This window comes from Paraburkholderia graminis (assembly GCF_003330785.1).
Lineage (GTDB): Bacteria > Pseudomonadota > Gammaproteobacteria > Burkholderiales > Burkholderiaceae > Paraburkholderia > Paraburkholderia graminis.
Genome location: NZ_CP024935.1, coordinates 759,009 through 783,963 on the forward strand (window position 1 = coordinate 759,009; position 24,955 = coordinate 783,963).

The window sequence follows — 24,955 nt, forward strand, 5'->3', positions numbered from 1 at the left end:
GCGGAGCCAGCAGAGCGAGCTTATGGATTTCGATGTGATCGTGCTGGGCGCAGGAATCGTCGGCGTGTCGACTGCGCTGCATTTGCAGAGCCGGGGCCGGCGTGTGGCGCTCGTCGACCGGCGGGCGCCCGGCGAGGAAACCAGTTTCGGCAACGCGGGGCTGATCGAGTCGTCGTCGGTCGTGCCTTACGCGTTTCCGCGCAATCTCGGCACGCTGCTGCGCTATGCGCGCAACCAGTCGACGGATCTTTACTGGGACTATCGCGCGTTGCCGTCGTTCGCGGGCTGGCTCGCGCGCTTCTGGTGGGAGTCGTCGCCCGAGCGGCTGATGAGCGCCGCGCGCGACATGCTGCCGCTGATTCGTCAAAGCGTCGCGGAGCACGATCTGTTGATCGACCGCGCCGGTCTCGCGGATCTCGCGATCAGCAAAGGCTGGATGGAGGCGTTTCGCACGCCCGCGGAATTCGCGCGCAATGCGGCGGCCGCCGAGGCCACCGCGCGAACGCATGGACTGCGCGTGGTCGCGCTCGATGCAACGGTATTGGCGACGCACGAGCCCGGTCTCGCGGATGGATTCTGCGGCGCGCTGCACTGGCAGGACCCGAAAAGCATCGTGAATCCGGGGGCGCTGACGAAGGGTTACGCGCGTCTCTTCGAACAGGACGGCGGCACGTTGTTGACCGGCGATGCGACGACGCTGCAACCACAAGCGGGCGCGTGGACCGTGCGCACATCGGCGGGCAGCATCAGTGCAAAAGAGGTCGTGGTCGCGCTCGGTCCGTGGTCCGACCAGGTGTTCGAACCGCTCGGCTATCGCATTCCGCTGCGCGCAAAACGCGGCTATCACATGCACTATCGGCCGACGAAGCCCATGCTGTCCATGCCTTACGTCGATTCCGAACAAGGCTACGTGGTCGCGCCAATGCAAGGGCGCCTGCGGCTCACCACAGGCGTCGAGATCGCGCGGCGCGACGCGAAGCCGACCGGCATTCAGCTCGAACGCGCGGAGCGCTCGGCGAAGTCCGTGTTTGGACTCGGCGAGCGGCTCGATGCGAACCCGTGGCTCGGCTTGCGTCCGTGCACGCCCGACATGCGGCCTATCATCGGACCCGCGCCGCGTCATACAGGTCTATGGTTTTGTTTCGGCCACAACCATCATGGATTGACGCTCGGTCCGGTGACCGGGCGACTGCTCGCCGAAATGATGACGGGCGTAGAGCCTTTTGCGGATGCGCGTCCGTTTCGGGTCGAGCGGTTCGGGTAGACGTTTCGCGTTCAGTTGCGTCCGCTTGCATGCAACGTCTACGCTGCAATCGTTCCCGCAACGCGTTGCAGCACATTCATTGGACCGAGCCGCGTGATCGTTTGCATCTGCGCATCGTTCCTCACAAAAAGAGAACCGGCAAACCCCAATGCGTTGACTGCGATGCCCTCAGTGCTTTCGACAGAGCGCGGCACGAGCATCATCCATCGCGTGGTGACGAGCAGATTGTAGGGCGCCGACTGCCGCGGTTCGCCGTCCACATCCACAGCGTGCAAACGGCTCGCGTCGAGCAAACGCAGATACGTATCGAACGCAATGCGGGCCAGTTCCTGCGGTCTATCCGCGAGCTTCTCATCAAGCGCGGCGAACGCGTGCACAAAGCCGAGGCCGGGCACAGTGCAAACCGCGCCGTCGTTGCGCGCGGCCGCGAGCAACGGCTCGATCGGCAGATGAGGCGCGCTTTCGTCGAGTGGCAGCGGCACGATCTGCAAGTGCTTGTGCGGCTGACTCGCGCCGGCAGCCGGGCCGCCATTGTAAAAACCGAGGCTCTCGAACTGCGTGATGCAATCGAATAACGCGCGGAAATCCGCTGGATTCAGCAGGTTTTCCTGCAACTCGAAGCGGCGCGTCACGATCAGCAGATGGTGGTCGATGACGTTGAACTTGTTGAGCAGGACGATATGCGTGTCCGATAAATCGGCGACGAAGAGATCGGGCTCGCAGGGCAGAAAAGGATTGGCTGCGCGATTGCTTGGCGATTCCGTCTTGCGTTGTTGCGCGTGCTGCTCCTTGCGTTCGAGGCTCGACACTTGCCGGATCAGGAACCGCACGCCGCCGTCTTCAATCGTCACGAGGCGCGTTTGTATGCGACGCAACGCGCCGCAAGCCAGTGCATGCGCGGTTTGGCGCACGATGGCGGACCACAAGGTGCCCGATGATTCACGAGGAGGCGTGTTCATGGCAATGAGCGGCTTCGGTTTTGCGCGACATGTAGCTCACTTTATACACTCGTCGCGCGAACGGCGACCTAGCGCCTCAACTCCGCAATGATCTTCTCCGCGAGAAAATCGCAGGGCGGGCGCTTCGATGCCGTGCTGCGCGCGAGCACCACTTCGAGCGCCGCGATTTCGGGCAAGCCCTGCGCCTGGCCGAGTAGCGCGAAGTGCGCGGGAACGGCGCATTGCGCGAGCGGAACGACCGCAAGACCAGCCTCGGCCATCGACACGAGTCCCATCAGGCTCGGGCTTTCATACGACGTGCGATAGCTGATTCGCGCCTGTTCGAGGCTGCGGATCGCATTTTCGCGCGCGACGCTGCCAGGCAAGAACACCGCGATCGGCAAGGGCCGTTCGCGCCAGATGTCGTGCGCGCTCGGCGACGCGGCCCACACCATCGGCTCGAGTCGCAGAAACTCTCCTGCCAAACCCTTCACGCGCGTCGCGCAGACGAGATCGACCGAACCGTCCTTCACCATCGGCGCGAGTGCGACGCTCGGCAGGCCGACCACCCGAATCTCAACCTTCGGATAGGTCGCGGAAAATTTCTTGAGGATGGGCGGCAGCAGCGACGACGCGTAGTCGTCCGGCACGCCGATGCTCACGCGGCCGGTCACGTCGGGCCGGACCACGGCGGCCCAGGCTTCGTCGCGCAACGCCAGCATGCGGCGCGCGTAGGCGAGCAGCACTTCGCCGTCTTGCGTGGGCACGACGCTTCTCGGCTTGCGCACGAAAAGCGGCTTGCCGAGCGCGGTTTCAAGCGTTTTGATCTGCATGCTTACCGCCGACTGCGAGCGGTGCACGACTTCGGCCGCACGGCTGATATTGCCGGCGTCCGCCACGGCGACGATCATCGTCATGACGTCGAGATCAAGAGCTTTCAAGGCGTGATATCAGAAAAGTAGATGGATTCCATCAATATTACGCGATTTTCTTAAATGTTGACGTGCGGCATAGTGCTGGCAAAGGAGCCAGTGTATGAACGCCCGAACCGATTTCTCCCTGCTAGCCGCGCCCGAGCTGTCGTTTGCGACGATCGCGTCGGGCATTTGCGTGCCGTACGTCGAGTGCGGACAGGGTGAGCCGCTCGTCTTCGTGCACGGCTCGCTGTGCGACTACCGCTACTGGAGCGCGCAGACGGCGGCGCTGTCGGAGCATTTTCGCTGCATCTCCGTGAGCCTGAGCCACTATTGGCCGGCGAGCGAGGCGTGCATTCAGGGCGAATTCGGCTGGCAGACGCATGTCGCCGAACTCGCGGAATTCATCGAGGCGCTCGACATCGCGCCCGTGCATCTGGTCGGGCATTCGCGCGGCGGCTGCGTCGCATTTCACATGGCGCGCGAGCATCCGCGGCTTGTCAAGACGCTTACGCTCGCCGATCCGGGCGGTCCGTTGCAGATGGACGGCATGGCCGAGGCCGCGCTGCCGGCCGCGACGAATGCGCTGCGCGCGCGCGTGGCGGAGTTGATCGAAGGCGGCGAGATCGAAGCGGGGCTCGAGCTTTTCGTCGACTCCGTGAGTGCGCCGGGCTCGTGGCGCAAGAGTTCGATTGCGTTTCGCACGATGGCCGCCGACAACGCAGCGACTTTGCCAAAGCAGTTTCGCGATCCGTTGCCCGCGTATTCGCGTGAGGCCGCGCGTAGCATCCAATGCAGAACGCTGTTGATCGAGGGCCAACGGAGCCCGCGTATGTTCCGCAACAACGTCGAGAAGCTCGCGGAGTGGATCGATTACGCGGACAAGCAGACAATCGCGGGCGCGTCACACGGCATGAATGTGTCGAACGCGGGCGCCTTTAATCGGCTCGTGCATTCGTTTGCGAGCTTCTGAGCGGTAGCGTAAGTTCTCTCAAAGACTTCTGGCGCCGGCTGCCGGCGCGCGCGGCCGCGTCGTGAGGAATCGGCTGCGAATCCAGTCTCTTAACGGCGCGACCAGCCGCTCCTGAAAGTACACAGCCGCGATGACCGTCCCGATCAGATACAGCGGATACGTCGCCATGCTAGGTATGACTTCTTTCGACGCCGCGACGCATTCGGAGAAATGCGCAGCGCACCATAGCGGCGACTTTCCGATCGAAAGCAGTTTCAATACTTTCATTAGCACCAGAAAGATCGGGACGTGAATCGCAAAGATGGACAGCGCCGAGTTGCCAAGACGAGTCGAGAGTGCCGCGAATCGCGCGGGCACCGCGAGTCCCGCGAAGACGATGACGAGCACCACTTCGGCCGGCATCAATGCGCCGTTGTGAACGACATAGCGCGTATTGAGCGGCCCGTGCGACTCGAGCCACGCGGCAATCGCGAACGAGCCCGCAAAGAAGAGCAATGCTGCAACGACCTTCGCCCGGCTTTCGTATAGTGCATTGAGTTGCCCCTCGCGAAACAGTCCATACGCCACGATACCCGCGAGAAATTCAGGCAGCCGCAGCACCGGATTGCGCGTGACGAAGCCGACCGCGGCTGGACCGTACCAGTGCATGAGCGTGGCGGCGACAGGCGGAATCAGATAAAGAACCCACAGCACGACCAGGAGCCGGTACTTGTTCCGGGCCTTGAGAAGGCGCGGCGCAAAGAATGGAAAGGCGAGATAGAAGAAGAACAATGTCGCCAGTGACCACGACGGCGGATTCACCGACCCATACAGCGGATACCACACCTGCAGCAGCAAGAGGTTCAGCACGTAATGGACGGCAGTTTCCGCGGGGCTCAGCGTAACGAAATGCTCTGCATCGTCGAGCGACATGATTGCGAACTGTTGAAACCCACGCGTGCCTGCCACTGAGACCAGAAGCACCAGCACAAGCGCGATCAGATGCACCGGGTAAAGATTGGACAGGCGCTTCACGAAGAATTCACGGGTGCCGCCGCGCAGTTCAGTCGTGCGTCCGAAGTAGACGTGGGCCAGAATAAAGCCCGACAGAATGAAGAACGAACTGGTGGCGAATCCGCCGAGATTGGCCAGTTCGATCAACGGCAACGTCACGTACTGCGGGTACTGATGTATCGAGTGAAAGACCATCAGATAAACGGCGAGTGCAAAGCGCAGCACGTCGAGGCCAACGAACTTGTTCATCATCAGGTCCATGCGAGATGGGTTGCGATCTCAATCGGAATTTGTTTGGGATGACTAAAGGCGACGCCGGGCAAGAGGGTTGGCAATATAGCGAACGGCAAAATCGGAGAGTGCGGAAAAGGGTAGAAGGCAAAGGCTTGAGAGCGCCAGCGTGCCGATCTTTTTCTTGTAGCTCCAGAAGGGATTGCCGAGGATCGAGCGAAAGTAACTATGCGACTGTCGGCTCACCCATCGCCAGCGCTTCGCAAACGGCGCCTGATAGACGGCGGAACAGAAGTACGACTTTTCGAGCGAGAAGTCATAGAAGCAAAGAGGGAGTTCAATGCCCAAACGCGCGCGCGCCATCTGCCGCAGAATCGCCCAGCGTTTGGTCAACGCCTTGGGTGCCTTGTCGTTGCTTTCCGAGTTCGCGAAATCGATCCCGCAGTTTTCGGTGCGATGCACGCGGTATGCGCCGAGCGATTCGGAAATAGTCGCGACGGCTCCGACCAGCGCGACACCGTAAATCGCATAGAAGTCCGCGCCGTAACGATTCACGTTGGCTTCCGGCACGGGGAATATCTTTCTTAGTGCGCTTGTCCGGTACGCGTTGCCCGATGCCGGCGGCGACGGATACAGCCAGCCCTGGCGCAGCAGGCTGCCGCAATCGCTCGGGGCCGCCGAATGCGGCACATAAGTACCGGAAGGTTTGCCCGTCGGATCGATAACGTCGAGCCGGAATTGAACCTTGACGAAGTTGCCCGTTTCAAACACTCGCATCACGTTCGACACCGCGTGCGCATAGAGCAGATCGTCGGAATCGAGCAGCATGACGAATTCGGTGTCGATGATATTGACCGCGTCGTTATAGACGGAGACCTGGCCGCCATTCTGCTTGTAGAACACTTTAACGCGGGAGCCGTAGCTTTCAATGATGTCGCGAGAGCCGTCTGTCGATCCGTCGTCGATCACGAGCACCTGCGTCGCGGGATAATCCTGGGCGAGCGCTGAGTCGATTGCCTTGGCGAGAAAGCGGCCATAGTTGTAATTACAGATGACGATCGTCACGTTTTGCATATTTATTCACCACTGTCGTGAACCGCAACCGCACATCGGGTCGCATGGGACATTTGCCGAACTAGCACAAATCAATTTACCTTTCCGTTGGTTGCGCCGCCAACAAACGGTAATGCGATATGTGCGGTCGATAACACAGCGGGCAGCGACTCGATTTGGCTTCGGTAAAGCCGGGAGCAAGCGCCCAGACGCCACGCAGACGAGCGACAAATTTGCCGAAAAAAATCGGCAAGCGTTACGCAGCGCTGACCGAATGCATCGGTAAAGGCGGCCTGGTCGACAGGAATGCGTCAGGCACGAGTCGACCCCACTCGTAGTCGATCCGGTCGGGCGTGAAGGGCAGCACGCCGGCCCCCGGCGTGAAGGTCAGCTCGCCGAAGTAGATCTGGTTATCCGGCGCGTAAAGGTCCACGCGAACGTAGTCGAAATCGCCGCATAGCGTGGTCGCGGCGGCGAGAATCGCATCCAGGTTCTCGGGACGAGGCGCGGGCTTTGGGCTCGGCTTATACGCGCCAATGGCCATGTCGAGATGATTCCAGTCGGTGTCGTAGATGTCGCCGCGCGTGTCGGCGCCGAACCTGTCGGAGATCACGAGAATATAGATGAGCGGCTTTCCGCTTCGCCCGCCGAAGCAGTGCAGCTTGTAATCTGCCGGTATCTGCCCGCTATTGTCGAGCAACAGTCGTTCGAAGAAGATGCGCGGCTTGATCTCGCGATAGTGTTTTTCGCGCGCGATCTTGTAGAAGTCGAGCGTCAGCCAGTGATTTGCAAGCTGACTCAGTTGTTCGAAAGAGCGTGTCGATTTGTCTCTCACTACTTCGACATACGTGCTGCCGTGATTCGCCTTCATCACGAACGAGTTCGGCAACGCGTCGAATACTTCTCTCGTGAAGATCTCGGGCGCCGCGAGTAGCGGTATAACATGTTCTTCTCCGAGCTTTCTCGCGACGTACTCGCGAACCGTGAGCTTGTCGGTCAACTCCGCGAACCACGGGTCGGGCCGCAGGCTTTTTTGCAGGATCTTTTCGTTGAAAGTAGTGGGGCGAAGCAGATTCGGATAACGACCTATTTCCTTGTGATGCAGCAGGCTTAGAAACACCGGCGTCGGCAGTAGCGACTTGGCTGCTTCCTTGAGCTTGCGCAGCGTCGATTGCCGCCGCACTGGAGCCGTGCTTTCCGCTAACCTGGCTGGTTGTTGCGGTACGGAAGTACCGGCTTCACCCGGAAATTGTACTGAGTTGGTCGTCGTCATTTTTCGAGTCCCGTAAGTAGTTCGCGCGACAATCAGAGCCCGGCCAGGCTTCCCGATGTATCACGATGCGAGGTTAACGCACGGAACCCGGCGCAATTGAAGGCGTCGCTAAACGAAGGTGTTTTGGCCTAATCCAGTGAAAGCGGCCGTTTCTGTGGGAGGTGGATAGGCCAGCCGCGGCCAACGGCCAATCACCAGGCATAACGGTGTCTGGCAATCGAAAGAAAGTGGCCGAAGCGAACAGCGCAAAGCTGCTAATTGGCGAATGATTTTCAATTCGCCGGCCGTAATGCAGGGAGGCCGTAAGCCTATCGACTTTAGAGCGACGCGTCTGATGCGTTGTCGATTACTTCCAGTAAATCCGCGGGCTTCAGCGGTTTAACGAAGTGATGATCGAAACCCGCCGCATGGCTGCGGTCGCGGTCTGCCTTTTGACCGTAGCCCGTCAACGCGACCAGCACGCACGGCCGGTTGCCCGAACGCAGTCGCAACTGCCGGGCAAGTTCATAGCCGTCCATGACAGGCAATCCGATGTCGAGTACGGATACAGTGGGTCTGAAAGTATTCGCCTCTGCAAGCGCCGCCGTTGGATCGTAGACGGTCTTCACCGAATGACCATAGCTTCGCAGCAGTTCCGCGAGTGCGTCCGCGGCATCGACGTTATCGTCCACTAGCAATATGCGCCGTTGCCGGGTGCTGCTGTCTGGCTCATCACGAGGCACGACGACTGGCGCAGGCTCCGCGACACGGATGGCTTCGCTCGCATTGCCGGTCGTTGTCTCCGACGACGCGCGCGGCAGCACGATCGTAAACTCGCTGCCGCAACCGGGGCCGCCGCTCGCTGCTTCCACGTGTCCGCCATGCAGCTTGACGAAGTTCTTGACGAGAGCGAGCCCGATACCGAGCCCGCCTTCGGCGCGGTCGATTGTCTGCGTGCCTTGATAGAACGTATCGAAGACGTGAGGCAACACGTCTGGCGCAATGCCCATGCCGTTATCGCACACGCGGATGCGGATATGGTCAGCGTCTGCGGCCATCGCGCTGACCGTGATCTCGCCGCCCGCTTGCGTGTATTTCGCAGCGTTGATGAGCAGGTTAGCGATGACCTGCGCGAGCCGCATCAGGTCTGCCACACATTCGAGCGCCTCATCGACGTCGATCTTCAAACGATGAGCGCGTTGCTGCACGAGTACGCTCGTCATCTCCACGGCCTTCGTGATGACTTCGTGCACGTCGACCCGGTGCTTGTCCAGTTCGACATTGCCGCGGATGATGCGCGAAACGTCGAGCAGATCGTCGACGAGGCGCACGAGATGATCGACATGACGCTGAATAACCGCGCGCTCGCGTGCGGCCGAATCAGTGCCGCGCCGCTCCATCAATTCGAGCGCGCTGACGATGGGCGCGAGCGGATTGCGCAGTTCGTGTCCGAGCATCGCGAGAAACTCATCTTTTGCGCCATTCGCCTTGCGTAATTCCGCAAGCAGAAGCTCACGGTCTGCACGCGACTTTTCGAGCGTTTCGCGGGCACGCACGTAGCCGGTGACTTCCACCGCACTGAGAATGACGCCCTCGATCTTCCCCGACGATGCACGCAACGGTTCGAAATGCAGCGTATAAACGCGTGCCGAAAGCGAATTGCCGATGCTGCCGATATCGCCGATATTGCCAGTTCGATACTCCTCGTGCACGATCGGCAAGCCATGTTCGTAAACGTGCTTGAGCGCGGCGGCAATCGGCCCGCCGCGCTCGTGCGGAAACGCGTCGAGATACGCGCGGCCGAGCAGATCCTCGCGCTTCACCATGCCGAGATAGCGCGGGTTAGCGAGCTGGAACGTGTGCTTGTCCCCAAGAAGAAGCGCCGACGCGACCGGAGAGTTCATCAGCACGGCGTCGCGCTGATGCTCGGCGGTCCTTCTGCGGTTCATTTCATCTTCGAGCGATCTTGCGCGCTGCTCGGCTAGTGCGAGTCGCAGATGCAGTTCCTTGCTGCCGGCATCACGCAACGGGCTGCCGGCCATAACATGATGATGCGCGTGGCAAATGTGGCGAAACAGTTGCGTCTGCTCGGCACCAGGAAAGAGGTGCTCAGGATAGGCGCAAAAAAGCGAGAAGCTGTGATGCGCGGCGAGGCGGTTCCAGAGTTCCTCGAGACGCAACGCGGCATCGCCGAGTCCTTGCTCGCAGAGAACCGCGACCATCTCTCCGAACGCATGCAGTGGCTGTCCGCGCTGAGCCGCTTTGGCGACGACCGCGCCGACCGTCGAAATAAAGCGCGCCTCGTCGGGCCAGCCGTCGACCATGAAGCGATCAAGCGTAGCCTGGGCATCGAGCAGGATAAGCGCGTCATGCGAGGCGGGTCGCGCGGGCGCAGTCAGGCGCGCATCGAGCCATGAAGTGAGCGACGCGACGTGATCGGCCGTGGCGATGACGATCGCGCTGCCGCCTGCGTCGAGTGCTCGCAGCAGAAAGACGCCCACGTCTTCGGTCAAGCTCGCGTCGGATTCGTAGAATTGGACGAAATGGCCGGTGTCGTGCGTGTCCTCGTGAGACGGGTTGGTGCTAGTGAGCATCTTTGACTGCCATGACGAGAGCTTCTCCTTTCGAAGAATTTACCCGCCGGTTGTAATGCGGAACATGCGTTGCAAAGCGCGATGGCGCTTTCCTGAAGAAGCGCGCTCGGCAGATGCAGCGCAAAACGGTCGGCGTCTCTAACGGAACGGCCGCCGACCCAACCTGCATTGGCAGCAAGGCCTGTGCCTGGCGCGGCCCGCAAGCGCTTCAGGCTTGTTGGGCGGGGCTTTCGTCGGCTTTTAATGTCGCCAGCTTTCGCTTTGTTATTTTTAAGAACGATTAAGGACCTGGACAAGGACTCCGCAGAGGGCCGCCGATAGACTGCATTGCAGTTCCTCGCAGCAGAAGCAAGTGCGGCGCGCGTTCCCGCTGACAGTCAACCCGTCAGTCGACCTGTCAGCAGACCCCTTTTCGACCTTCAGGATCTACAAAACCATGGCTAATCCGAAACTCCAAGTCCTCACGCCTGCGAACTCGCAGATCATCTTCATCGACCAGCAGCCGCAGATGGCTTTCGGCGTCCAGTCGATCGACCGTCAGGTGCTGAAGAACAACGTAGTGGGCCTCGCGAAGGCCGCGCGCGTGTTCAATATTCCGACCACCATCACGACGGTGGAATCGGAGAGCTTTTCGGGCTATACGTACCCCGAGTTGCTGGATGTATTCCCGGGCCATAAGGTGCTCGAGCGCACGTCGATGAATTCGTGGGACGACCAGAAGGTGCGCGACTCGCTCGCCGCTAATGGCCGCAAGAAAGTCGTGGTCGCGGGCCTGTGGACGGAAGTCTGCAACAACACCTTCTCGCTGTGCGCGATGGACGAAGGCGACTACGAGATCTATATGGTTGCGGACGCATCGGGTGGCACGTCGAAAGAAGCGCACGAATATTCGATGCAGCGCATGATTCAGGCCGGCGTGGTGCCGGTGACGTGGCAACAGGTGCTGCTCGAATGGCAGCGCGACTGGGCGCACAAAGAGACGTACGACGCGGTCATGGGCATCGTCAAGGAGCACTCGGGCGCGTACGGTATGGGCGTCGACTACGCGTACACGATGGTCCACAAGGCGGCGCAGCGCGCGGCCGGAACGCATGAGGTGCTCGCGCCCGTGCCGGCACGCAAGTAAGTAAGCGAATGGGCCGCGATTCGCGGCCCTCGGGGCTCTTACGGCCTCGTAGCCCGCGCGCCGCGTCATTTGGTTTTACACCCAGACGTGCGGCGCGTATATCGCGTCCGGATCGCGCCGAACGGAATCATGCAGCGCCTGCACGAGCTCGGCGCGATGCGTGAGCACTGCGCGCTGGTTGATCGAGCCTTTGTCGGTGATTTCGCCGAGATCGAGCGATGGCGCGACGTCGAGCAGACGCAATCGCGCGATCGTGGTTGCGCCGCCCGTCGATTCGCGATTGAGCCGCTCTAGCAGTTCCGTGAAGAACTGCCGCACGGCAGGTGCATTCACGATCTCGGACGCATTTGCCGACTCAGGCAGTTGCGCGAGCCGCCGGCAATCGTCGAGTCGCGGAAAAACCAGCATGCCGACATCGTCGCAATTGAGTCCTGTCACGACCACGTCCTGCACATACGGAGCGCCGGCCGAGATAACGCGCGCCCGCATCGGCCCCACGCTAACGAACGTGCCCGAGCTCAGCTTGAAGTCTTCGGCGATGCGGCCATCGAACATCAGCCCCACTTCCGGCTGCTGCGGGTCCACGAATTTGAGCGCGTCGCCGCTGCAGTAATAGCCTTCCTCGTCGAACGATTTCGCAGTGGCCGCGCTGTCCATGCGCCAATAGCCGCGCATCACATGCGGTCCGCGAAAGCGCGCTTCGAGCTTGCCCGCCACGGGCACGAGTTTCACTTCGCAACCGGGCGCGGGCACGCCGACATAACCCGCGCACATCGCGGGGAGCGTGGTGAAGAGACACGACGGCGACGTTTCCGTCATGCCGAGGCCCGCCATGATGCGAATGCGCTCGCCGCAATGGCGCTCCGTGACCTGCTGCAAACGATCCCACGCTGCCTGCGAAAGTCCGGCTCCCGCGAAGAAATACACCTTCACGCGTGAGAAAAACGTCTCGCGCAGTGTTGCGTCGCTTTCGAGCGCGCTCGTCAATTCCTCCCAGCCTTTCGGCACGTTGAAGTAGATTGTCGGCGCAATCTCACGAAGATTGCGCAGCGTCTCGTCGAATTTCTTGCCGACAGGTTTGCCGTCGTCGATATAAAGCGTGCCGCCGTTATAGAGCGCGATGCCCGCGTTATGACTGCCGCCGAAGGTGTGATTCCACGGCAGCCAGTCGACCAGCACGGGAGGCTCGTCGGCGAATTGCGGAAACGTTTCGAGCAGCATCTGCTGATTGCTGCACAGCATGCGATGCGTGGTCGGCACGGCCTTCGGCAACATCGTCGAGCCGGACGTGAAGAGAAACTTGGCGATGCTGTCAGCGGCGATGGCTTCGTGCGCGGCATCGACCGTTGTGGGCGCAGTGTCGAGCAGCGTGGACAGATTCGTTATCGCGCGTCCGCACGAACCGGTCGCCGCGACGACTTCGACATTGGCGGGCAAGGTTGTGTCGATCGCGGCGGCGAACGCAGTGGCGTCCGTTGCGAATACGAGGCCGGGCGTGAGCAGTTCGAGCGCGTGGCGCAGTTTGCCGTAATCGCTGGAAACGAGCGAATAGGCCGGCGAAATAGGGGCGTACGGCACGCCGGCCCACATTGCGCCGAGCGCGAACATCATGTGTTCGAGATCGTTGCCCGAGAGAATCGCGACGGGCCGTTCAGCCGACAGCTTGCGATCGAGCAGCGCCTGGCCGATCGCGCGCGCGTGCTCGAGCATCTGCGCATAGCTGATGCCGTGCCATGCGCCGTCCGCGCCGCGGCGCGCGACGAGCCAGCGATCGGGATGCTGTTGCGCGCCGCTCGCGAGCCGGTCGGTCAGACGCTTCGGGTACGCGCCGGGTTGCGCGGTCGACTCCATGTACCAGACGTCTGCCTCGCGGCGAACGCGTGCGGGCGCCGAACCGATCCGCACGTCGCGATAACGCACGGACGTTTCATTGTCGACACTGGATTGCGTCGGCTGCAAATTCACTGATTGTCTCCTTCCTGCCGTCTTTCGTCTGTTGCGAAGAACGCGGATTCGAATGATGCCGATACACGGCGTGCGTGTCAGATCGGATAGTGGCGCGGGCCTGTCTGAATCGTAATCCAGCGCAGGTCGGTGAACTCCGCAATCGACGCCTTGCTGCCGAAACGTCCATAGCCGCTGCCCTTCACGCCGCCGAACGGCATCTGCGCTTCGTCGTGCACAGTCGGCCCGTTGATGTGGCAAATGCCCGACTCGACGCGTTTGGCGACGCCCATTGCACGCGCAATATCGCGGCTGAAAACGGCCGCCGACAAACCGAACTCGCTGTCGTTCGCCCGTTGCACGGCTTCGTCGTCGCTGACCACGCGCAGCACGGTCACGACCGGCGCGAACGATTCCTCGGCGTATAGCTTCATGGCCGGGCTCACGCGATCGACGATGGTGGGCTGCATGATCGCGCCGCTCAATGCGCCGCCGCCGAGTATCGTCGCGCCATGTTCGCGCGCATCGTCGACCAGTGCCGTTGCGCGTTGCGCGGCCTGAGCGCTGACCATCGCTCCAAGTACCGCACCATGCGCGTTCGGTGCATCCGCAACGAGTTGGCGGGTCTTTTCGGCCAGCTTGCCGACAAGCGCATCGGCCACGCTGCGATGCGCGATCACGCGTTCGGTCGACATGCAGATTTGCCCCTGATTGAAGAACGCGCCGAATGCGATCGCATCCACGGCCGCGTCGAGATCGGCGTCGTCCAGCACGAGCACCGGCGCCTTGCCGCCGAGTTCGAGCAACGCGGGCTTCAAATGCTTGGCGGCATGCATCGCGATGATGCGGCCCACGTGAGTCGAGCCGGTAAAGTTCACGCGCCGCACGGCAGGATGCGCAATCAATCGTTCGACGATGGCGGCTGCATCTTCCGGCGCGTTCGTCACGACATTGACGACGCCGTCTCCAAGGCCCGCTTCATGCAGCACGCTGCCGATCATTCTGTGCACGGCCGGGCAGGCTTCCGACGCCTTCAACACGACCGTATTGCCGCACGCGAGCGGCATGGCGAGCGCGCGCGTGCCGAGAATCACCGGCGCATTCCACGGCGCGATGCCGAGCACCGCGCCGCACGGCTGGCGAACGGCCAACGCGATGTTGTCGGGCGTGTCGGTGGGAATCACACTGCCGTCGATTTGCGTGGTCATGGCGGCCGCTTCGCGCAGCATGTTGGCCGCGAGATGCACATTGAAGCCGTACCAGTTCGCCATCGCGCCTGTTTCCGCCATGCCGCATTCGATGAATGCGCCGGCTCGTGCGTCCATGATGTCAGCGGCTTTTAGCAGACGCGCGCGGCGCTCGGTGGGCCGCAGTGCGGACCACGCGGGAAACGCGGCCGCCGCGGCCTCAACCGCGGCGTCCGCATCGGCGAGCGTCGCGGCCGGCGCACGCGAAGCCACCTCGCCGGTGACGGGATTAATGCGCTCGAACGTCGCGCCGTTCGACGCCGGATAGTTCTTGCCGCCGATCAACATGCTTACTTCGTTCACGATGGCTGTCTCCTTCATGTTGTTCCTGCTTTGCGTGCCGTGCGCGTCGAAAGCGCCGGCACGCAGACTAGCTTCATTCACGCTTCATTCACGTTTCATTCGCCGCGCTTGTATGCCTGAAGCCCCGGCTTGATCGACTTCTGATCGAGGAACTGTCGCAGTCCTTCCTCACGGCCTTTTTCCGGATCGCGCAATTGCGCCTGGTCGAGCTTCGCGTACAGATAGTCTTCATTCTGCTCCCAGGTCAGTTCGCGCGAACGCTTGAAGCCATGCTTCGCGGCGCGCAGAACGACCGGGTTCTTTTCGAGCAGCTTGCCCGCCAACGCGACCGTCTCCGCGCGCAACTGCTCGCGCGGCACGCTCTTGTTGACGAGGCCCATTGCCGCGGCTTGCGCGCCGTCAAACGTATCGCCGGTCATGATGTAGTAGAGCGCCTGGCGATGTCCGACCGTATCCGCCATCGCCTTGCTCACCAGATTGCCCGGCGGAATGCCCCAGTTGATTTCGGAGAGGCCAAACACCGCTTCATCGGCTGCGATCGCGAGATCGCACGCGACGAGCGGCGAGAAGCCGCCGCCGAAACACCAGCCGTTGACCATCGCGATGGTCGGCTTCGAGTACATGCGCAAGAGCTTCCATTGCCATTGGCAGGCGTCGCGACGAATCTTCTCTTGCAGGATTTCCGGGCCCGCGTCGACTTCGCGGAAGTACTCCTTCAGGTCCATGCCCGCCGTCCATGCATCGCCCGCGCCGGTCAGCACGAGTACTTTTGCATCGGCGTCCAGTTCCAGCGTTTCCAGAACCTGCACCATTTCGCTGTTGAGCGTGGGGCTCATTGCATTGCGCTTCTCGGGACGATTGAACATCACCCATGCAATGCCTTCCTGGACCTTTACGTCGACCGTTTTCCAGCGACCCTCATAACTTGCCATGTTCGTAGCTCCAGCGCTTTTTGCGCGTATCAATGTGTGTCGTGATGTGCGAGTACCCGATAGCGTTTCCGCTTGCGTCCGAAGCGGCGTTTCGTATCAGGTAGCCTGATACAAGTCTAGTATCAAGCGGCCTGCGACACAATCGCTATGTGATCGGGGAAAACCCTTGGCGCTGCCGTTGCGTTTCGTCATTGCGCTCGATACCTGGGGTATTCACCAAACACGCGGTTCTTGTTTTGTCAGGGTGCCTGATATTTAATATGCTCAATCGCAGCGAACTTCCGCGCGTTCTCCCGAACGCGCTTTTCTTCGCTCTGAATCTCAGGTGGCCTGATACATACGACGTTGAAGCATCGGCGGACATCGACATAACAAGCAGCAATCAACTTGCATGAGACCGCGGTAAGACGCTCGCGCGTCGGCTCCGGTCGAAAGGAGACAGACATGAAATCCACCCGAACAGCCTTGCCGGCAGACGGCATCACGCAGCCCGCCGCGCGAACCGGCGCCGTCGTGACATTGAGCCTTTGTTTTGCGGTTGCCCTGCTCGAAGGACTCGACCTTCAATCGGTGGGCGTCGCGGCGCCGCGCATGGCGCGCGAATTCGGCCTGAGCGTCGCGCAAATGGGGCTCGCGTTCAGTGCCGGCACGTTCGGACTGTTGCCGGGCGCGATGCTCGGCGGACGGCTCGCGGACCGTATCGGCCGCAAACGCATCCTGATTCTATGCGCGTGTCTGTTCGGCTTGTTGTCGATCGCGACGGCGCTCGTCAGCAGCTTCGGCATGCTGGTGTTCGTGCGCGTGTTGACGGGCATCGGTCTTGGCGGCGCGCTGCCGAACCTGATCGCGCTGTCGTCGGAAGCCGTGTCGCCGAAGTCGCGCAACACGGCGGTCAGCGTGATGTATTGCGGCATTCCGTTTGGCGGAGTGATCGCTTCGATCGTCGGCATCGTGAGTATCGGCGATACGGAGTGGCGTCACATCTTCTATGTGGGCGGCGCGGGGCCATTGATTCTGGTGCCGCTGCTGCTGGCGTGCCTGCCCGAATCGAGCGCATTCCAGCGCGCGTCGCACGGCATGAATGCAAAACCGGCGCCTATCGGCGAAGTGCTGTTCGGCGCGAACCGCGGGCTTTCCACGCTGCAAATCTGGGTCAGCTACTTCTGCACGCTAATTGTCCTGTACTTCCTGCTCAACTGGCTGCCCTCGCTGATGGCGGCGCGCGGACTCGCTCGCGCCGAAGTGGGCTACGTGCAGATCTTTTTCAACATCGGCGGCGGACTCGGCGCGCTCTTCATCGGCATGTTGATGGATCGTCTGCGCGGCGGCGTTGTTGTGTCCGGCATGTACGTCGGCATCATCGCGTCGCTCGCGGCGTTGTCGATCGCGCCCAGCTTTGCGGCGCTGACCGTGTCCGCGTTCTGCGCGGGGATGTTCGTGATCGGCGGGCAATCGGTGCTGTATGCGCTTTCCGCCGCGTTCTATCCGACGGCAATGCGCGGCACCGGCGTCGGCGCAGCGGTGGCGGTGGGCCGCGTGGGTTCGGTCGTCGGGCCGCTCGCCGCAGGCCAATTGCTCGCGATGGGCCGCAGCTCGTCCACGGTCATCGGTGCAAGCATTCCCGTCACGTTGATTGCGGCGGCAGCGGCGTTGTTGCTGATTCGCCGGCCGCGTGCGGCGGACTGATAAGCCATCCTGAGTATCGACATTGAAATAACAACACTACGTTTGGAGACAATCGCGATGCAAACAACCACGACCCGGCTTCTGGTATCGAGCGCGCTTTGTGCGCTCAGCACGACGGCGTTCGCGCAGTCGAGCGTCACGTTCTACGGCATCGTCGATACGGGCATCGAATACGTATCGCATGCGAACGCCGCGGGCGGTCACGTGTTTCGCATGCCTGCCGTGACGGGCGAGCTGCCGTCGCGTTGGGGCCTGCGCGGCGTCGAAGATCTGGGCGGCGGCTATAGCGCCGTGTTCACACTCGAAAGCGGCTTCAACGTTCGCGACGGCAGTTCGGGACAGGGCGGCCGGTTGTTCGGACGACAGGCTTTCGTCGGCCTCAAGGGGCCTTATGGAACGCTTGCATTCGGCCGGCAATACACGATGACGTATCTCGCGTTGCAAGGCGCGGACATTATCGGACCGGACATCTACGGCATGGGTTCGCTCGACGCTTATGTGCCGAATGCGCGCGCCGACAATTCGGTTACCTACATGGGCACGTACAAGGGCTTTACGCTCGGCGCGGGCTACTCGTTCGGCCGCGATTCGGCGGGCACCGGCAATTCGCCGGGACAGGGCACATGCGCGGGCTCGGTCGCCGGGCATCCGACGGAATGTCGCGACTGGTCTGTGATGCTCAAGTACGACGCGCAGTACTTCGGCGTCGCGGCATCGTATGAGGAGCAGCGCGGCGGTGCGAGTGGACAGGCGAATTTCTTCGACGGCGTGCCGCCCACAGTGCTCTCCAACGGCGCGGACAAGGACGCGCGCACGCATGTCAGTGCCTACGCGCAATACGCAGGCGCGAAAGTCGGCGCGGGCTGGCTGGGCCGTCGCGTGGTGACCGATTCGCCGGCGGTGCCGAACGTGCGCTCCGATCTTTTCTTCGTGGGCGCGTCGTACTTCGTGACGCCCGCGTTTGTCGTCGATGGAGAAGTATTCCGCATCATCAACAGTGCGCACGATTCGCGCGCGACGATGGGCACGTTGCGCACCACGTATCTGCTGAGCAAGCGCTCGTCGGTGTACGCGCAAGCGGCGTATCTCGCGAATAGCGCGAAGGCGCGCTATTCGGTAAGCGGCGGCGGTGGCGGCACCACGCCCGCGGCGGGCATCGGACAAACCGGCGTGATGCTCGGCATCAAGCACGCATTCTAGGAGACATCGAATGAGAAAGTCTGTGATTGCGGTATGTGTGTCGGCCACGTTGAGTGCATGCGGCGGCTCGACGGACGACACGTCGACGTTGCCGCGTCTGAGCGCGGCGACACCCGCGGCGCTCGTCGGCAATTGCGCGGCGTTGGCCAGCAAGTTGTCGTTCGCGAACACCACCTTCAGTTCCGTGCAGGACGTACCCGCTGGAACACTGAAGGTGGCGGGCAAACCGATTGCCGAACATTGCCTCGTGCAAGGGCAGATGAATCAGCGCGTGAGTGCCGTCGACGGAAAAACGTATGCGATCGGCTTCGAAATGCGTCTGCCCGTTGCATGGAATGGGCGTTTCTTCTATCAGGCCAACGGCGGGCTCGACGGCAACGTCGTGACGGCGACGGGCGAGATCGGCGGAGGCGGTCCGCTCAACGACGCGCTGAACATGGGATTCGCCGTGATCAGCTCGGACGCCGGCCACTCGTCGTCGCAGAACCCGCTGTTCGGTCTCGATCCGCAGGCGCGCATCGACTACGGTTACAACACGGTCGCCACGCTCACGCCGATGGCCAAGCAGGCGATTCGCACCGCGTACGGCAAGGCGCCGGATCGCAGCTATTTCGAAGGCTGCTCGAACGGCGGGCGTCACGCGATGGTGGCGGCGGCGAGGTCGTCGGCGGAATACGACGGCATCATTGCCGGCGATCCGGGCTTTCATTTGCCGAAGGCGGCTATCGGCGAAATGTGGGGCGCGCAGCAACTCGCCAAGGTTGCGACCGCAACGACCGCGAATGGCCTGCCCGACATCAAGACCGGCTTTACCGCGGCGGAACGGCAACTGGTGGCCTCGCGAATCATCGCGAAGTGCGATGCGCTCGATGGCGCCGCGGACGGCATGGTGCAGGATATTAAGGCATGCCAGGCGAACTTCAGCCTCGCTGCGGACGTGCCGACCTGCTCGGGCGACGTGCGCGACGGCACATGCCTGACCACCGCGCAGAAGGATGCAATCGGCAATGTATTCTCCGGCGCGCGCAACAGCGCGGGCACGGCGCTTTACGCAAGCTTTCCGTACGATGTCGGCGTGAGCGGCGCGGGCTGGGCGCAGTGGAAGCAGACCAATTCGATCACGCTCGATCCCGCCGCGGCTGCGTTCACATTTACGACGCCGCCGCAAAGCGCGTCGTTGCTCGCGCAGTTGTCGTCTTACGCGCTGAACTTCAGCATGGATACCGACGCGCCGAAAATCTTCGCGACGAGCGGCGCTTACTCGGAATCGTCGTGGTCGTTCATGACGCCGCCGGATGAAACGAACCTCGGTGCACTCAAGCGCCGCGGCGCGAAGCTGATGGTGTATCACGGCACGAGCGACCCGGTGTTCTCGTCGAACGATACGACCGACTGGTATCAACGCTTGATGGCGGCCAACGGCGGCGATGCGAGCAATTTCGCGCGGCTTTATACCGTCGCCGGAATGAACCATTGTTCGGGTGGTCCCGCCGCCGACCAGTTCGACATGCTGACGCCGATGATCGCGTGGGTAGAGCAGGGCAAGGCGCCCGATAGCGTGATCGCGACCGCGCGCGACGCGAGCAACGCGCTACCGAACAGCGAAGTGCCGGCGAATTGGGGCGCGGGCCGCACGCGGCCGCTGTGTCCTTATCCGAAGGTCGCGCGCTACAAGAGCGGGGATGTGAATTCAGCGGCCAGCTTTTCGTGTAGTTGATGTGTGATCGCGCGGCGCCGGCGTCGGCGCCGCGTTCACACAGAAATGCCGTCACATCACTGCGGCTCGTACCACGAATAAGTCGCGAGTGTGCTTATCGGCGGCGTGCCGATCTGCAGCGTGACGTCGCGCAGCGAAGTCAACTCGATGTTGCGCAGGTCGCCCATATAGCGGCGCGAATCGCCGTTGTCGTTGATATACGCCACCACGTCCCCCGTGATGCCCGCGACATTCGTGCTGGAAAGCGGCTGCCCCCAGATGTCGAAGAACTGACCGAGCGTGAAGGTCTTGAGCGTCGGCGTTTCGATATGGATGATGCCGGTCTGGTCGTGCGTATGCATCTCGTAGTTGCACTGGGAAAGAATGCCCACGTTGGCCGGCAGCGCGAGCCATTGACCGTCCTTGATGATCGCGAGATGCGCGTGCACGTGATACAGCTCGGCCATTCCCGCGGCACAGATCAATCCGTCGACCGCTGCGCCGGTGCCGCCCGTCGACGTATTGCCGTTCGGCCAGAACGTCGTGCCCACCACGCCGCCGTAGGCCAACGTGATCGGCTTCGGATCGAACGGCGGCGGATCGGTCCATGTGTAAGTGGGAATCTGCGTCAACGGCGTGCCGACCATCACGGTGACTTCGCCATGTGGCGGAAGCACGAGGCTCGCAGGATCGCCCGTGTATTTCGACAGTGTGCCGCCGTCGTTCACATAGATCGTAACCGGCGATCCGCTCAGCCCGGCGACGCTCGACGCGCCCAGCGTTTCGCCCCAGATCGCAAAGAACTGACCGAGCGTGTACGACGCGCCGGTCGTCGTATCCATATGGATCTTGCCGCTTGCATCGACGGTATGCAGCGGATACGCACAACCCGTTTGCGCGGCCATCGTCGGACCGACCGTGCCGATGTTGGCCGGCACCGCGAGCAGGCGGCCATTCTGATAGATGGACAGATGCGTGTACGTGTAAGCCGTGCTGCGCACCGCGCAGTTAAGCCCGCTGACCGGCTGCCCGGTTCCGCCCGAAGACGTGGAGCCTGTCGGCCAGTTCGCGTCGCCAAGCGTGGTGCCGTCGATCACGGGCGTCGCGGCGGCCAGCGTGGGTGTCGTCACATTCGTGCCCGATGCAGCGGGCGCGGGTGCCGCGGCGCCCGTACCGTTGGCTCCTGGGTTCGAGGCTCCGCCGCCGCCTCCACCGCCGCAGCCGGCAAGAATCAGTAAGGCGCCAATCAGGGCGGATCGTGAATACAGCCGTTCCAACATTGCGTGCTCCATGCCTTGGTTGAAATTGAATACGTGGAAGCAGACGCCGCGTTACCTGCGCGGCATGCCCCTCGCTGCGCAGACCGGCTGCAACGGAATGGCGAAGCTGGCGCACAGGCGCCCGCTCATACAAATCGGCAATTTGAGGTTAGCAGATGCATTTGCGAAATAAACGGATTGAATAACAACGTTTTGCGACTTTTTATGTCGCATTTTGGCGTGTCGGGAGAAACCGGGCGTCATTTAGCTCACCTGCATCGGGGAATGCGGCGGCACGGTAAAATGCCGCAGCCGCCGCAATCTGCTGGCGTTGAACCCTTCCGTCAGCGATGCATGTCGATCTTCTTACCCTCTATCTCCTGATCATCGGAACGCTTTTCGCCAGTTCCGGAATGACGCTGTGGGAGCACCGCAGTCATCCGAAGCGCAGCACGGAGTTGAGAGTACTGGCAGCCGCCTATGCGACGCTCGCAATCGGTTGCGCGGCGGCAGTGTTTCGTCGCGACGTGCCCGGCCCGTGGGGTTCCGCGCTGAGCAATCTGGTCATTTTGACGGGCTATTTGCTGGTGCTGCACGGTGTCGCGTTGCTGAACGGACGGCAATATCGAGCCGCGTCTTTCGGGCTGCTCGTCGTGATGGCGCTCGTCTGGATGGCGAGCGGCGCGCATTGGGAGAACACGGTCTGGGCCTACGTTAGCGCGATCCCGATCGCGCTCGCGAGCGGCATGACGTCGCGCGAACTACTCCGAAGCGACGACTTCAAAGCCCTGCAATCGCGCTATATCGCCGTCGCCGTGACGGGCATTCACGCGCTCACTTATGCGATGCGGGCGCTCGCCCTGCCGTGGCTCGTCGCGCGGTATGGCAATGACCTGTTGCTGATCGCGAGCGCGATAACCATGTATGAGGGCGTGCTCTATTCGGTCGTTCTGCCGATGACTTTACTCAAGCTCATCCGCGAGGAAACGCATGGCCGGCTCCTGCAGGAATCGCAAACCGATTTTCTGACGCGTCTTGGCAATCGCAGATGGTTCTTCGAGGAAGGCGAACGCGTTCTCGGCGAAGGCAGCAAGAACCGGCCCTTGTCGCTGCTTGCGCTCGACCTCGATCACTTCAAGAAGCTCAACGACCGCTACGGTCACCATGCCGGCGACGAAGTGCTTCGGTCGTTTGCTGAAGTGGCCCGCCGCGTGGTGGGCCACGATGCCGTGTTGGCGCGCATCGGCGGAGAAGAGTTCGCCGCGCTGTTGCCAGGCCATGACGAAGCGCGCGGGAAAGCGGTGGGCGAGGCGATTGTCGAGTGCTTCGCGCAGACGGTCTCGCATCGCGTGAACGGCGCGGAAGTCCGGGCGACGGTCAGCATCGGCCTCGCGCATTCGACGCACGCGGGTCAGCCGCTTGCCGAACTGCTGGCCGCTGCGGACGGGGCGCTTTATCGCGCGAAGTCGCTGGGTGGGAATCGGGTGGAAGAGGCGGGGAAGGTGGTGCATCTTACGGTTGCAAGATGACGTGTTGCGTGTGGTGTTCCGGGCGCGGTCGACCCGCAATCGGCCGCTTTACAACGGCACCTGTTGGCGACATACCGACAACACCAGTTGCCTCAGCCAACGATGAACCGGGTCCACTTCAACACGCGGATGCCACATCTGGGAGACGGTGATCTGCTGCGTCGCGACCGGAAGTTCGAACGCGTGGATGTCGGCGCTTGCAGCGCCTTCGCGGCATGCCGTGTGAGCGCCGACGAATGAAGCCGGTACGAGCGCGACGAGATCGGAGGTGCGCGCCACCGCGAGCGCGGCGGGAAAGCCCGGCACCACCGCGACGATGGTGCGTTCGAGGCCGAGGAGCGCCAACGCGTCGTCGACAGGGCCGCTTGCGTTTGCGCGTCGCGACGCCACGACGTGGCCGAACGCGACATACCGTTCAGCGGTAATCTCGCCGTCCCGTTCGAGCGGATGGCCTTTCCTGACTACGCCCATGAAACGATCGCGGAATAGCGCCTGTAAGCGCACTTCCGGACCCATCTCGCCGAGCACGCCGATTTCGAGGTCAGCGGAACCGTCTCGCAGCGGGTTCGCGTTCTTCTCCGGCTTCGATGCAAAACGCAAGCGGACATGCGGCGCAATTTTTGTTGCCGCGGCGATGAGCGGCGAGCCGAAGGCTTCGACGAAACCGTCGTTGGCGCGAATGGTGAAGGTCTGCCGCAACGTCGACAAGTCGGGTTCAGTATGCGACGGACGAAGAACGGCGCGTGCTTCATAAAGAGCACTTCGCGTGCGTTCGCGAATCGCCTCGGCATACGGCGTCAACACCATCTCGCGCCCCGCGCGCACCAACAGTGGATCGCCCGTTGTAGCGCGAAGCCGCGCCAGCGTTCGACTCATTGCCGAGGCACTCAGGCCCAGGCGGCGGGCAGCGCCCGCCACGCTTCCATCGTCGAGCAGCGTTTCAAGCGCAATCAATAGATTGAGGTCGGTTTCGGGCATGTCCGATCGTAACATTCGCGTGCGGGACGAGGCGTTTGCCGCAGGTTATGAATGCATCTGTCGCGCCTTCCGGCAGTCGTCACGAGCGACTATATTTTCCCGATCGAATTGCTTAACGACGGGGAGATGATTGTGGAAACCATCAATCGGCAAAAGACGGTTCTGCTTGTCGGTGCATCGCGCGGTCTCGGCCTCGCGATGACCGCCGAATATCTGAAACGCGGCTGGCGCGTGATTGCGACCGGCCGCGCCCATTCGATGCAGAAGCTTCGCGATCTTCAAGGCGCACTCGAAATCGAAACGCTCGATATAACCGTGCCTGAGCAGATTGCGGATTTGCGCGCGCGCCTTGCAGGCCGTCGACTCGATATGCTCTTCGTGAATGCCGGCGTCAAGAACGACGATCGCGAAACGATCGCGGACGTATCGACCGAGGAATTCGTGCGCGTGATGGTGACCAATTCGCTCAGTCCGATGCGGGTGATCGAGCGCTTGCACGATCTGGTTGAACCGGGCGGCACCATCGGCGTGATGTCTTCGGGCCAGGGCAGCGTGACCAACAACGTGAACGGCAACTACGAGGTTTACCGCGGCAGCAAGGCCGCGCTGAACATGTTCATGCGTAGCTTTGCTGCACGCCATGCCAATGATCCGCGAACCTTGCTGCTGATGGCGCCGGGTTGGGTACGCACGGACATGGGCGGCCCTGAAGCGCGCCTGAGTATCGAAGAGAGCATCCCGAATCTGCTCGATACGATGGAGGCTTACGAGGGCCGCGGCGGTTTGCATTACCTCGATTATCTCGGGCGAGTGGTGCCGTGGTGAAAGCCAGACGATCGCGTG

The 24,955-nt window shown here is 62.0% G+C and carries 19 protein-coding genes; 8 read left to right on the plus strand and 11 right to left on the minus strand.

Annotated elements, in window-relative coordinates; translation table 11 throughout:
- Nucleotides 1–22 precede the first annotated feature (22 nt).
- Nucleotides 23–1,264, plus strand: a complete 1,242-nt coding sequence (locus CUJ91_RS21625) for an NAD(P)/FAD-dependent oxidoreductase (RefSeq protein ID WP_114157085.1) — start codon at nt 23–25, stop codon at nt 1,262–1,264.
- A 38-nt stretch (nt 1,265–1,302) separates the two neighbouring features.
- Here the strand turns inward: CUJ91_RS21625 and CUJ91_RS21630 are convergent, their stop codons facing one another.
- Complete coding sequence (locus tag CUJ91_RS21630; protein WP_114157086.1) at nt 1,303–2,223, minus strand: ATP adenylyltransferase family protein; 921 nt, start codon at nt 2,221–2,223, stop codon at nt 1,303–1,305.
- A gap of 68 nt (nt 2,224–2,291) precedes the next feature.
- A complete protein-coding gene (locus tag CUJ91_RS21635; protein ID WP_171800019.1) occupies nt 2,292–3,113 on the minus strand; it encodes a LysR substrate-binding domain-containing protein in 822 nt (273 codons plus the stop codon).
- 124 nt (nt 3,114–3,237) lie between these two features.
- Here CUJ91_RS21635 and CUJ91_RS21640 point away from each other — a divergent pair, with 124 nt between their 5' ends.
- Nucleotides 3,238–4,089, plus strand: a complete 852-nt coding sequence (locus CUJ91_RS21640; protein ID WP_029965944.1) for an alpha/beta fold hydrolase — start codon at nt 3,238–3,240, stop codon at nt 4,087–4,089.
- Between the two features lie 18 nt (nt 4,090–4,107).
- On the opposite strand, the gene CUJ91_RS21645 is transcribed toward CUJ91_RS21640, so the two are convergent.
- From CUJ91_RS21645 to CUJ91_RS21660, 4 genes are all read right to left on the minus strand, one after another.
- Nucleotides 4,108–5,331 carry an acyltransferase family protein gene (locus CUJ91_RS21645; protein ID WP_114158024.1) on the minus strand — a complete coding sequence of 408 codons (1,224 nt, stop codon included), beginning with the start codon at nt 5,329–5,331 and terminating at the stop codon, nt 4,108–4,110.
- 54 nt (nt 5,332–5,385) lie between these two features.
- A complete protein-coding gene (locus tag CUJ91_RS21650) occupies nt 5,386–6,387 on the minus strand; it encodes a glycosyltransferase family 2 protein (protein WP_006046631.1) in 1,002 nt (333 codons plus the stop codon).
- Nucleotides 6,388–6,622: 235 nt separating this feature from the next.
- A complete protein-coding gene (locus CUJ91_RS21655) occupies nt 6,623–7,639 on the minus strand; it encodes an ATP-grasp fold amidoligase family protein (RefSeq protein WP_114157087.1) in 1,017 nt (338 codons plus the stop codon).
- Between the two features lie 317 nt (nt 7,640–7,956).
- Nucleotides 7,957–10,212, minus strand: a complete 2,256-nt coding sequence (locus tag CUJ91_RS21660; RefSeq protein WP_114157088.1) for a hybrid sensor histidine kinase/response regulator — start codon at nt 10,210–10,212, stop codon at nt 7,957–7,959.
- Between the two features lie 436 nt (nt 10,213–10,648).
- Here CUJ91_RS21660 and CUJ91_RS21665 point away from each other — a divergent pair, with 436 nt between their 5' ends.
- Complete coding sequence (locus CUJ91_RS21665) at nt 10,649–11,338, plus strand: hydrolase (protein ID WP_006046634.1); 690 nt, start codon at nt 10,649–10,651, stop codon at nt 11,336–11,338.
- Nucleotides 11,339–11,413: 75 nt separating this feature from the next.
- Here the strand turns inward: CUJ91_RS21665 and CUJ91_RS21670 are convergent, their stop codons facing one another.
- The 3 genes from CUJ91_RS21670 to CUJ91_RS21680 form a co-directional block, all read right to left on the minus strand.
- Nucleotides 11,414–13,303, minus strand: coding sequence for a feruloyl-CoA synthase (locus CUJ91_RS21670; RefSeq protein WP_114157089.1), 1,890 nt, complete (start codon nt 13,301–13,303; stop codon nt 11,414–11,416).
- A gap of 77 nt (nt 13,304–13,380) precedes the next feature.
- On the minus strand, nt 13,381–14,832 hold the full coding sequence (locus CUJ91_RS21675) for an aldehyde dehydrogenase (RefSeq protein ID WP_114158025.1): 1,452 nt from the start codon (nt 14,830–14,832) through the stop codon (nt 13,381–13,383).
- 95 nt (nt 14,833–14,927) lie between these two features.
- The gene (locus CUJ91_RS21680; protein ID WP_029965929.1) at nt 14,928–15,764 is read right to left on the minus strand and encodes a p-hydroxycinnamoyl CoA hydratase/lyase; all 837 of its coding nucleotides are present in this window, start codon (nt 15,762–15,764) and stop codon (nt 14,928–14,930) included.
- A 444-nt stretch (nt 15,765–16,208) separates the two neighbouring features.
- Here CUJ91_RS21680 and mhpT point away from each other — a divergent pair, with 444 nt between their 5' ends.
- From mhpT to CUJ91_RS21695, 3 genes are read left to right on the plus strand one after another with little or no spacing between them, the layout of a single operon-like run.
- Nucleotides 16,209–17,450, plus strand: coding sequence for a 3-(3-hydroxy-phenyl)propionate transporter MhpT (mhpT, locus tag CUJ91_RS21685; RefSeq protein ID WP_006046638.1), 1,242 nt, complete (start codon nt 16,209–16,211; stop codon nt 17,448–17,450).
- 57 nt (nt 17,451–17,507) lie between these two features.
- Nucleotides 17,508–18,650, plus strand: a complete 1,143-nt coding sequence (locus CUJ91_RS21690; RefSeq protein ID WP_107707479.1) for a porin — start codon at nt 17,508–17,510, stop codon at nt 18,648–18,650.
- 10 nt (nt 18,651–18,660) lie between these two features.
- Nucleotides 18,661–20,367 carry a tannase/feruloyl esterase family alpha/beta hydrolase gene (locus CUJ91_RS21695; protein ID WP_114157090.1) on the plus strand — a complete coding sequence of 569 codons (1,707 nt, stop codon included), beginning with the start codon at nt 18,661–18,663 and terminating at the stop codon, nt 20,365–20,367.
- Nucleotides 20,368–20,423: 56 nt separating this feature from the next.
- On the opposite strand, the gene CUJ91_RS21700 is transcribed toward CUJ91_RS21695, so the two are convergent.
- Nucleotides 20,424–21,626 (minus strand): hypothetical protein, encoded by a 1,203-nt coding sequence (locus tag CUJ91_RS21700; RefSeq protein WP_208716187.1) that lies wholly within the window; start codon nt 21,624–21,626, stop codon nt 20,424–20,426.
- A 329-nt stretch (nt 21,627–21,955) separates the two neighbouring features.
- On the opposite strand from CUJ91_RS21700, the gene CUJ91_RS21710 reads away from it, so the two are divergent.
- The gene (locus CUJ91_RS21710; RefSeq protein ID WP_114157091.1) at nt 21,956–23,134 is read left to right on the plus strand and encodes a GGDEF domain-containing protein; all 1,179 of its coding nucleotides are present in this window, start codon (nt 21,956–21,958) and stop codon (nt 23,132–23,134) included.
- 48 nt (nt 23,135–23,182) lie between these two features.
- On the opposite strand, the gene CUJ91_RS21715 is transcribed toward CUJ91_RS21710, so the two are convergent.
- Nucleotides 23,183–24,112 (minus strand): LysR family transcriptional regulator, encoded by a 930-nt coding sequence (locus CUJ91_RS21715; RefSeq protein WP_053859304.1) that lies wholly within the window; start codon nt 24,110–24,112, stop codon nt 23,183–23,185.
- Nucleotides 24,113–24,238: 126 nt separating this feature from the next.
- Between CUJ91_RS21715 and CUJ91_RS21720 the strand changes: the two genes are divergently transcribed.
- Complete coding sequence (locus tag CUJ91_RS21720) at nt 24,239–24,937, plus strand: SDR family NAD(P)-dependent oxidoreductase (protein WP_044020150.1); 699 nt, start codon at nt 24,239–24,241, stop codon at nt 24,935–24,937.
- The last annotated feature ends 18 nt before the right edge of the window (nt 24,938–24,955 follow it).

What these genes read in the sequence shown, in the direction of transcription:
- CUJ91_RS21635 (WP_171800019.1), bottom strand. Translation starts at nt 3,113, where the DNA reads ATGATCGTCGCCGTGGCGGACGCCGGCAATATCAGCCGTGCGGCCGAA.
- CUJ91_RS21640 (WP_029965944.1), top strand. Translation starts at nt 3,238, where the DNA reads ATGAACGCCCGAACCGATTTCTCCCTGCTAGCCGCGCCCGAGCTGTCG.
- CUJ91_RS21660 (WP_114157088.1), bottom strand. Translation starts at nt 10,212, where the DNA reads ATGCTCACTAGCACCAACCCGTCTCACGAGGACACGCACGACACCGGC.
- CUJ91_RS21655 (WP_114157087.1), bottom strand. Translation starts at nt 7,639, where the DNA reads ATGACGACGACCAACTCAGTACAATTTCCGGGTGAAGCCGGTACTTCC.
- CUJ91_RS21645 (WP_114158024.1), bottom strand. Translation starts at nt 5,331, where the DNA reads ATGAACAAGTTCGTTGGCCTCGACGTGCTGCGCTTTGCACTCGCCGTT.
- CUJ91_RS21710 (WP_114157091.1), top strand. Translation starts at nt 21,956, where the DNA reads ATGCATGTCGATCTTCTTACCCTCTATCTCCTGATCATCGGAACGCTT.
- CUJ91_RS21630 (WP_114157086.1), bottom strand. Translation starts at nt 2,223, where the DNA reads ATGAACACGCCTCCTCGTGAATCATCGGGCACCTTGTGGTCCGCCATC.
- CUJ91_RS21680 (WP_029965929.1), bottom strand. Translation starts at nt 15,764, where the DNA reads ATGGCAAGTTATGAGGGTCGCTGGAAAACGGTCGACGTAAAGGTCCAG.
- CUJ91_RS21650 (WP_006046631.1), bottom strand. Translation starts at nt 6,387, where the DNA reads ATGCAAAACGTGACGATCGTCATCTGTAATTACAACTATGGCCGCTTT.
- CUJ91_RS21715 (WP_053859304.1), bottom strand. Translation starts at nt 24,112, where the DNA reads ATGCCCGAAACCGACCTCAATCTATTGATTGCGCTTGAAACGCTGCTC.
- CUJ91_RS21695 (WP_114157090.1), top strand. Translation starts at nt 18,661, where the DNA reads ATGAGAAAGTCTGTGATTGCGGTATGTGTGTCGGCCACGTTGAGTGCA.
- CUJ91_RS21690 (WP_107707479.1), top strand. Translation starts at nt 17,508, where the DNA reads ATGCAAACAACCACGACCCGGCTTCTGGTATCGAGCGCGCTTTGTGCG.
- CUJ91_RS21665 (WP_006046634.1), top strand. Translation starts at nt 10,649, where the DNA reads ATGGCTAATCCGAAACTCCAAGTCCTCACGCCTGCGAACTCGCAGATC.
- CUJ91_RS21700 (WP_208716187.1), bottom strand. Translation starts at nt 21,626, where the DNA reads ATGTTGGAACGGCTGTATTCACGATCCGCCCTGATTGGCGCCTTACTG.
- mhpT (WP_006046638.1), top strand. Translation starts at nt 16,209, where the DNA reads ATGAAATCCACCCGAACAGCCTTGCCGGCAGACGGCATCACGCAGCCC.
- CUJ91_RS21720 (WP_044020150.1), top strand. Translation starts at nt 24,239, where the DNA reads ATGATTGTGGAAACCATCAATCGGCAAAAGACGGTTCTGCTTGTCGGT.
- CUJ91_RS21625 (WP_114157085.1), top strand. Translation starts at nt 23, where the DNA reads ATGGATTTCGATGTGATCGTGCTGGGCGCAGGAATCGTCGGCGTGTCG.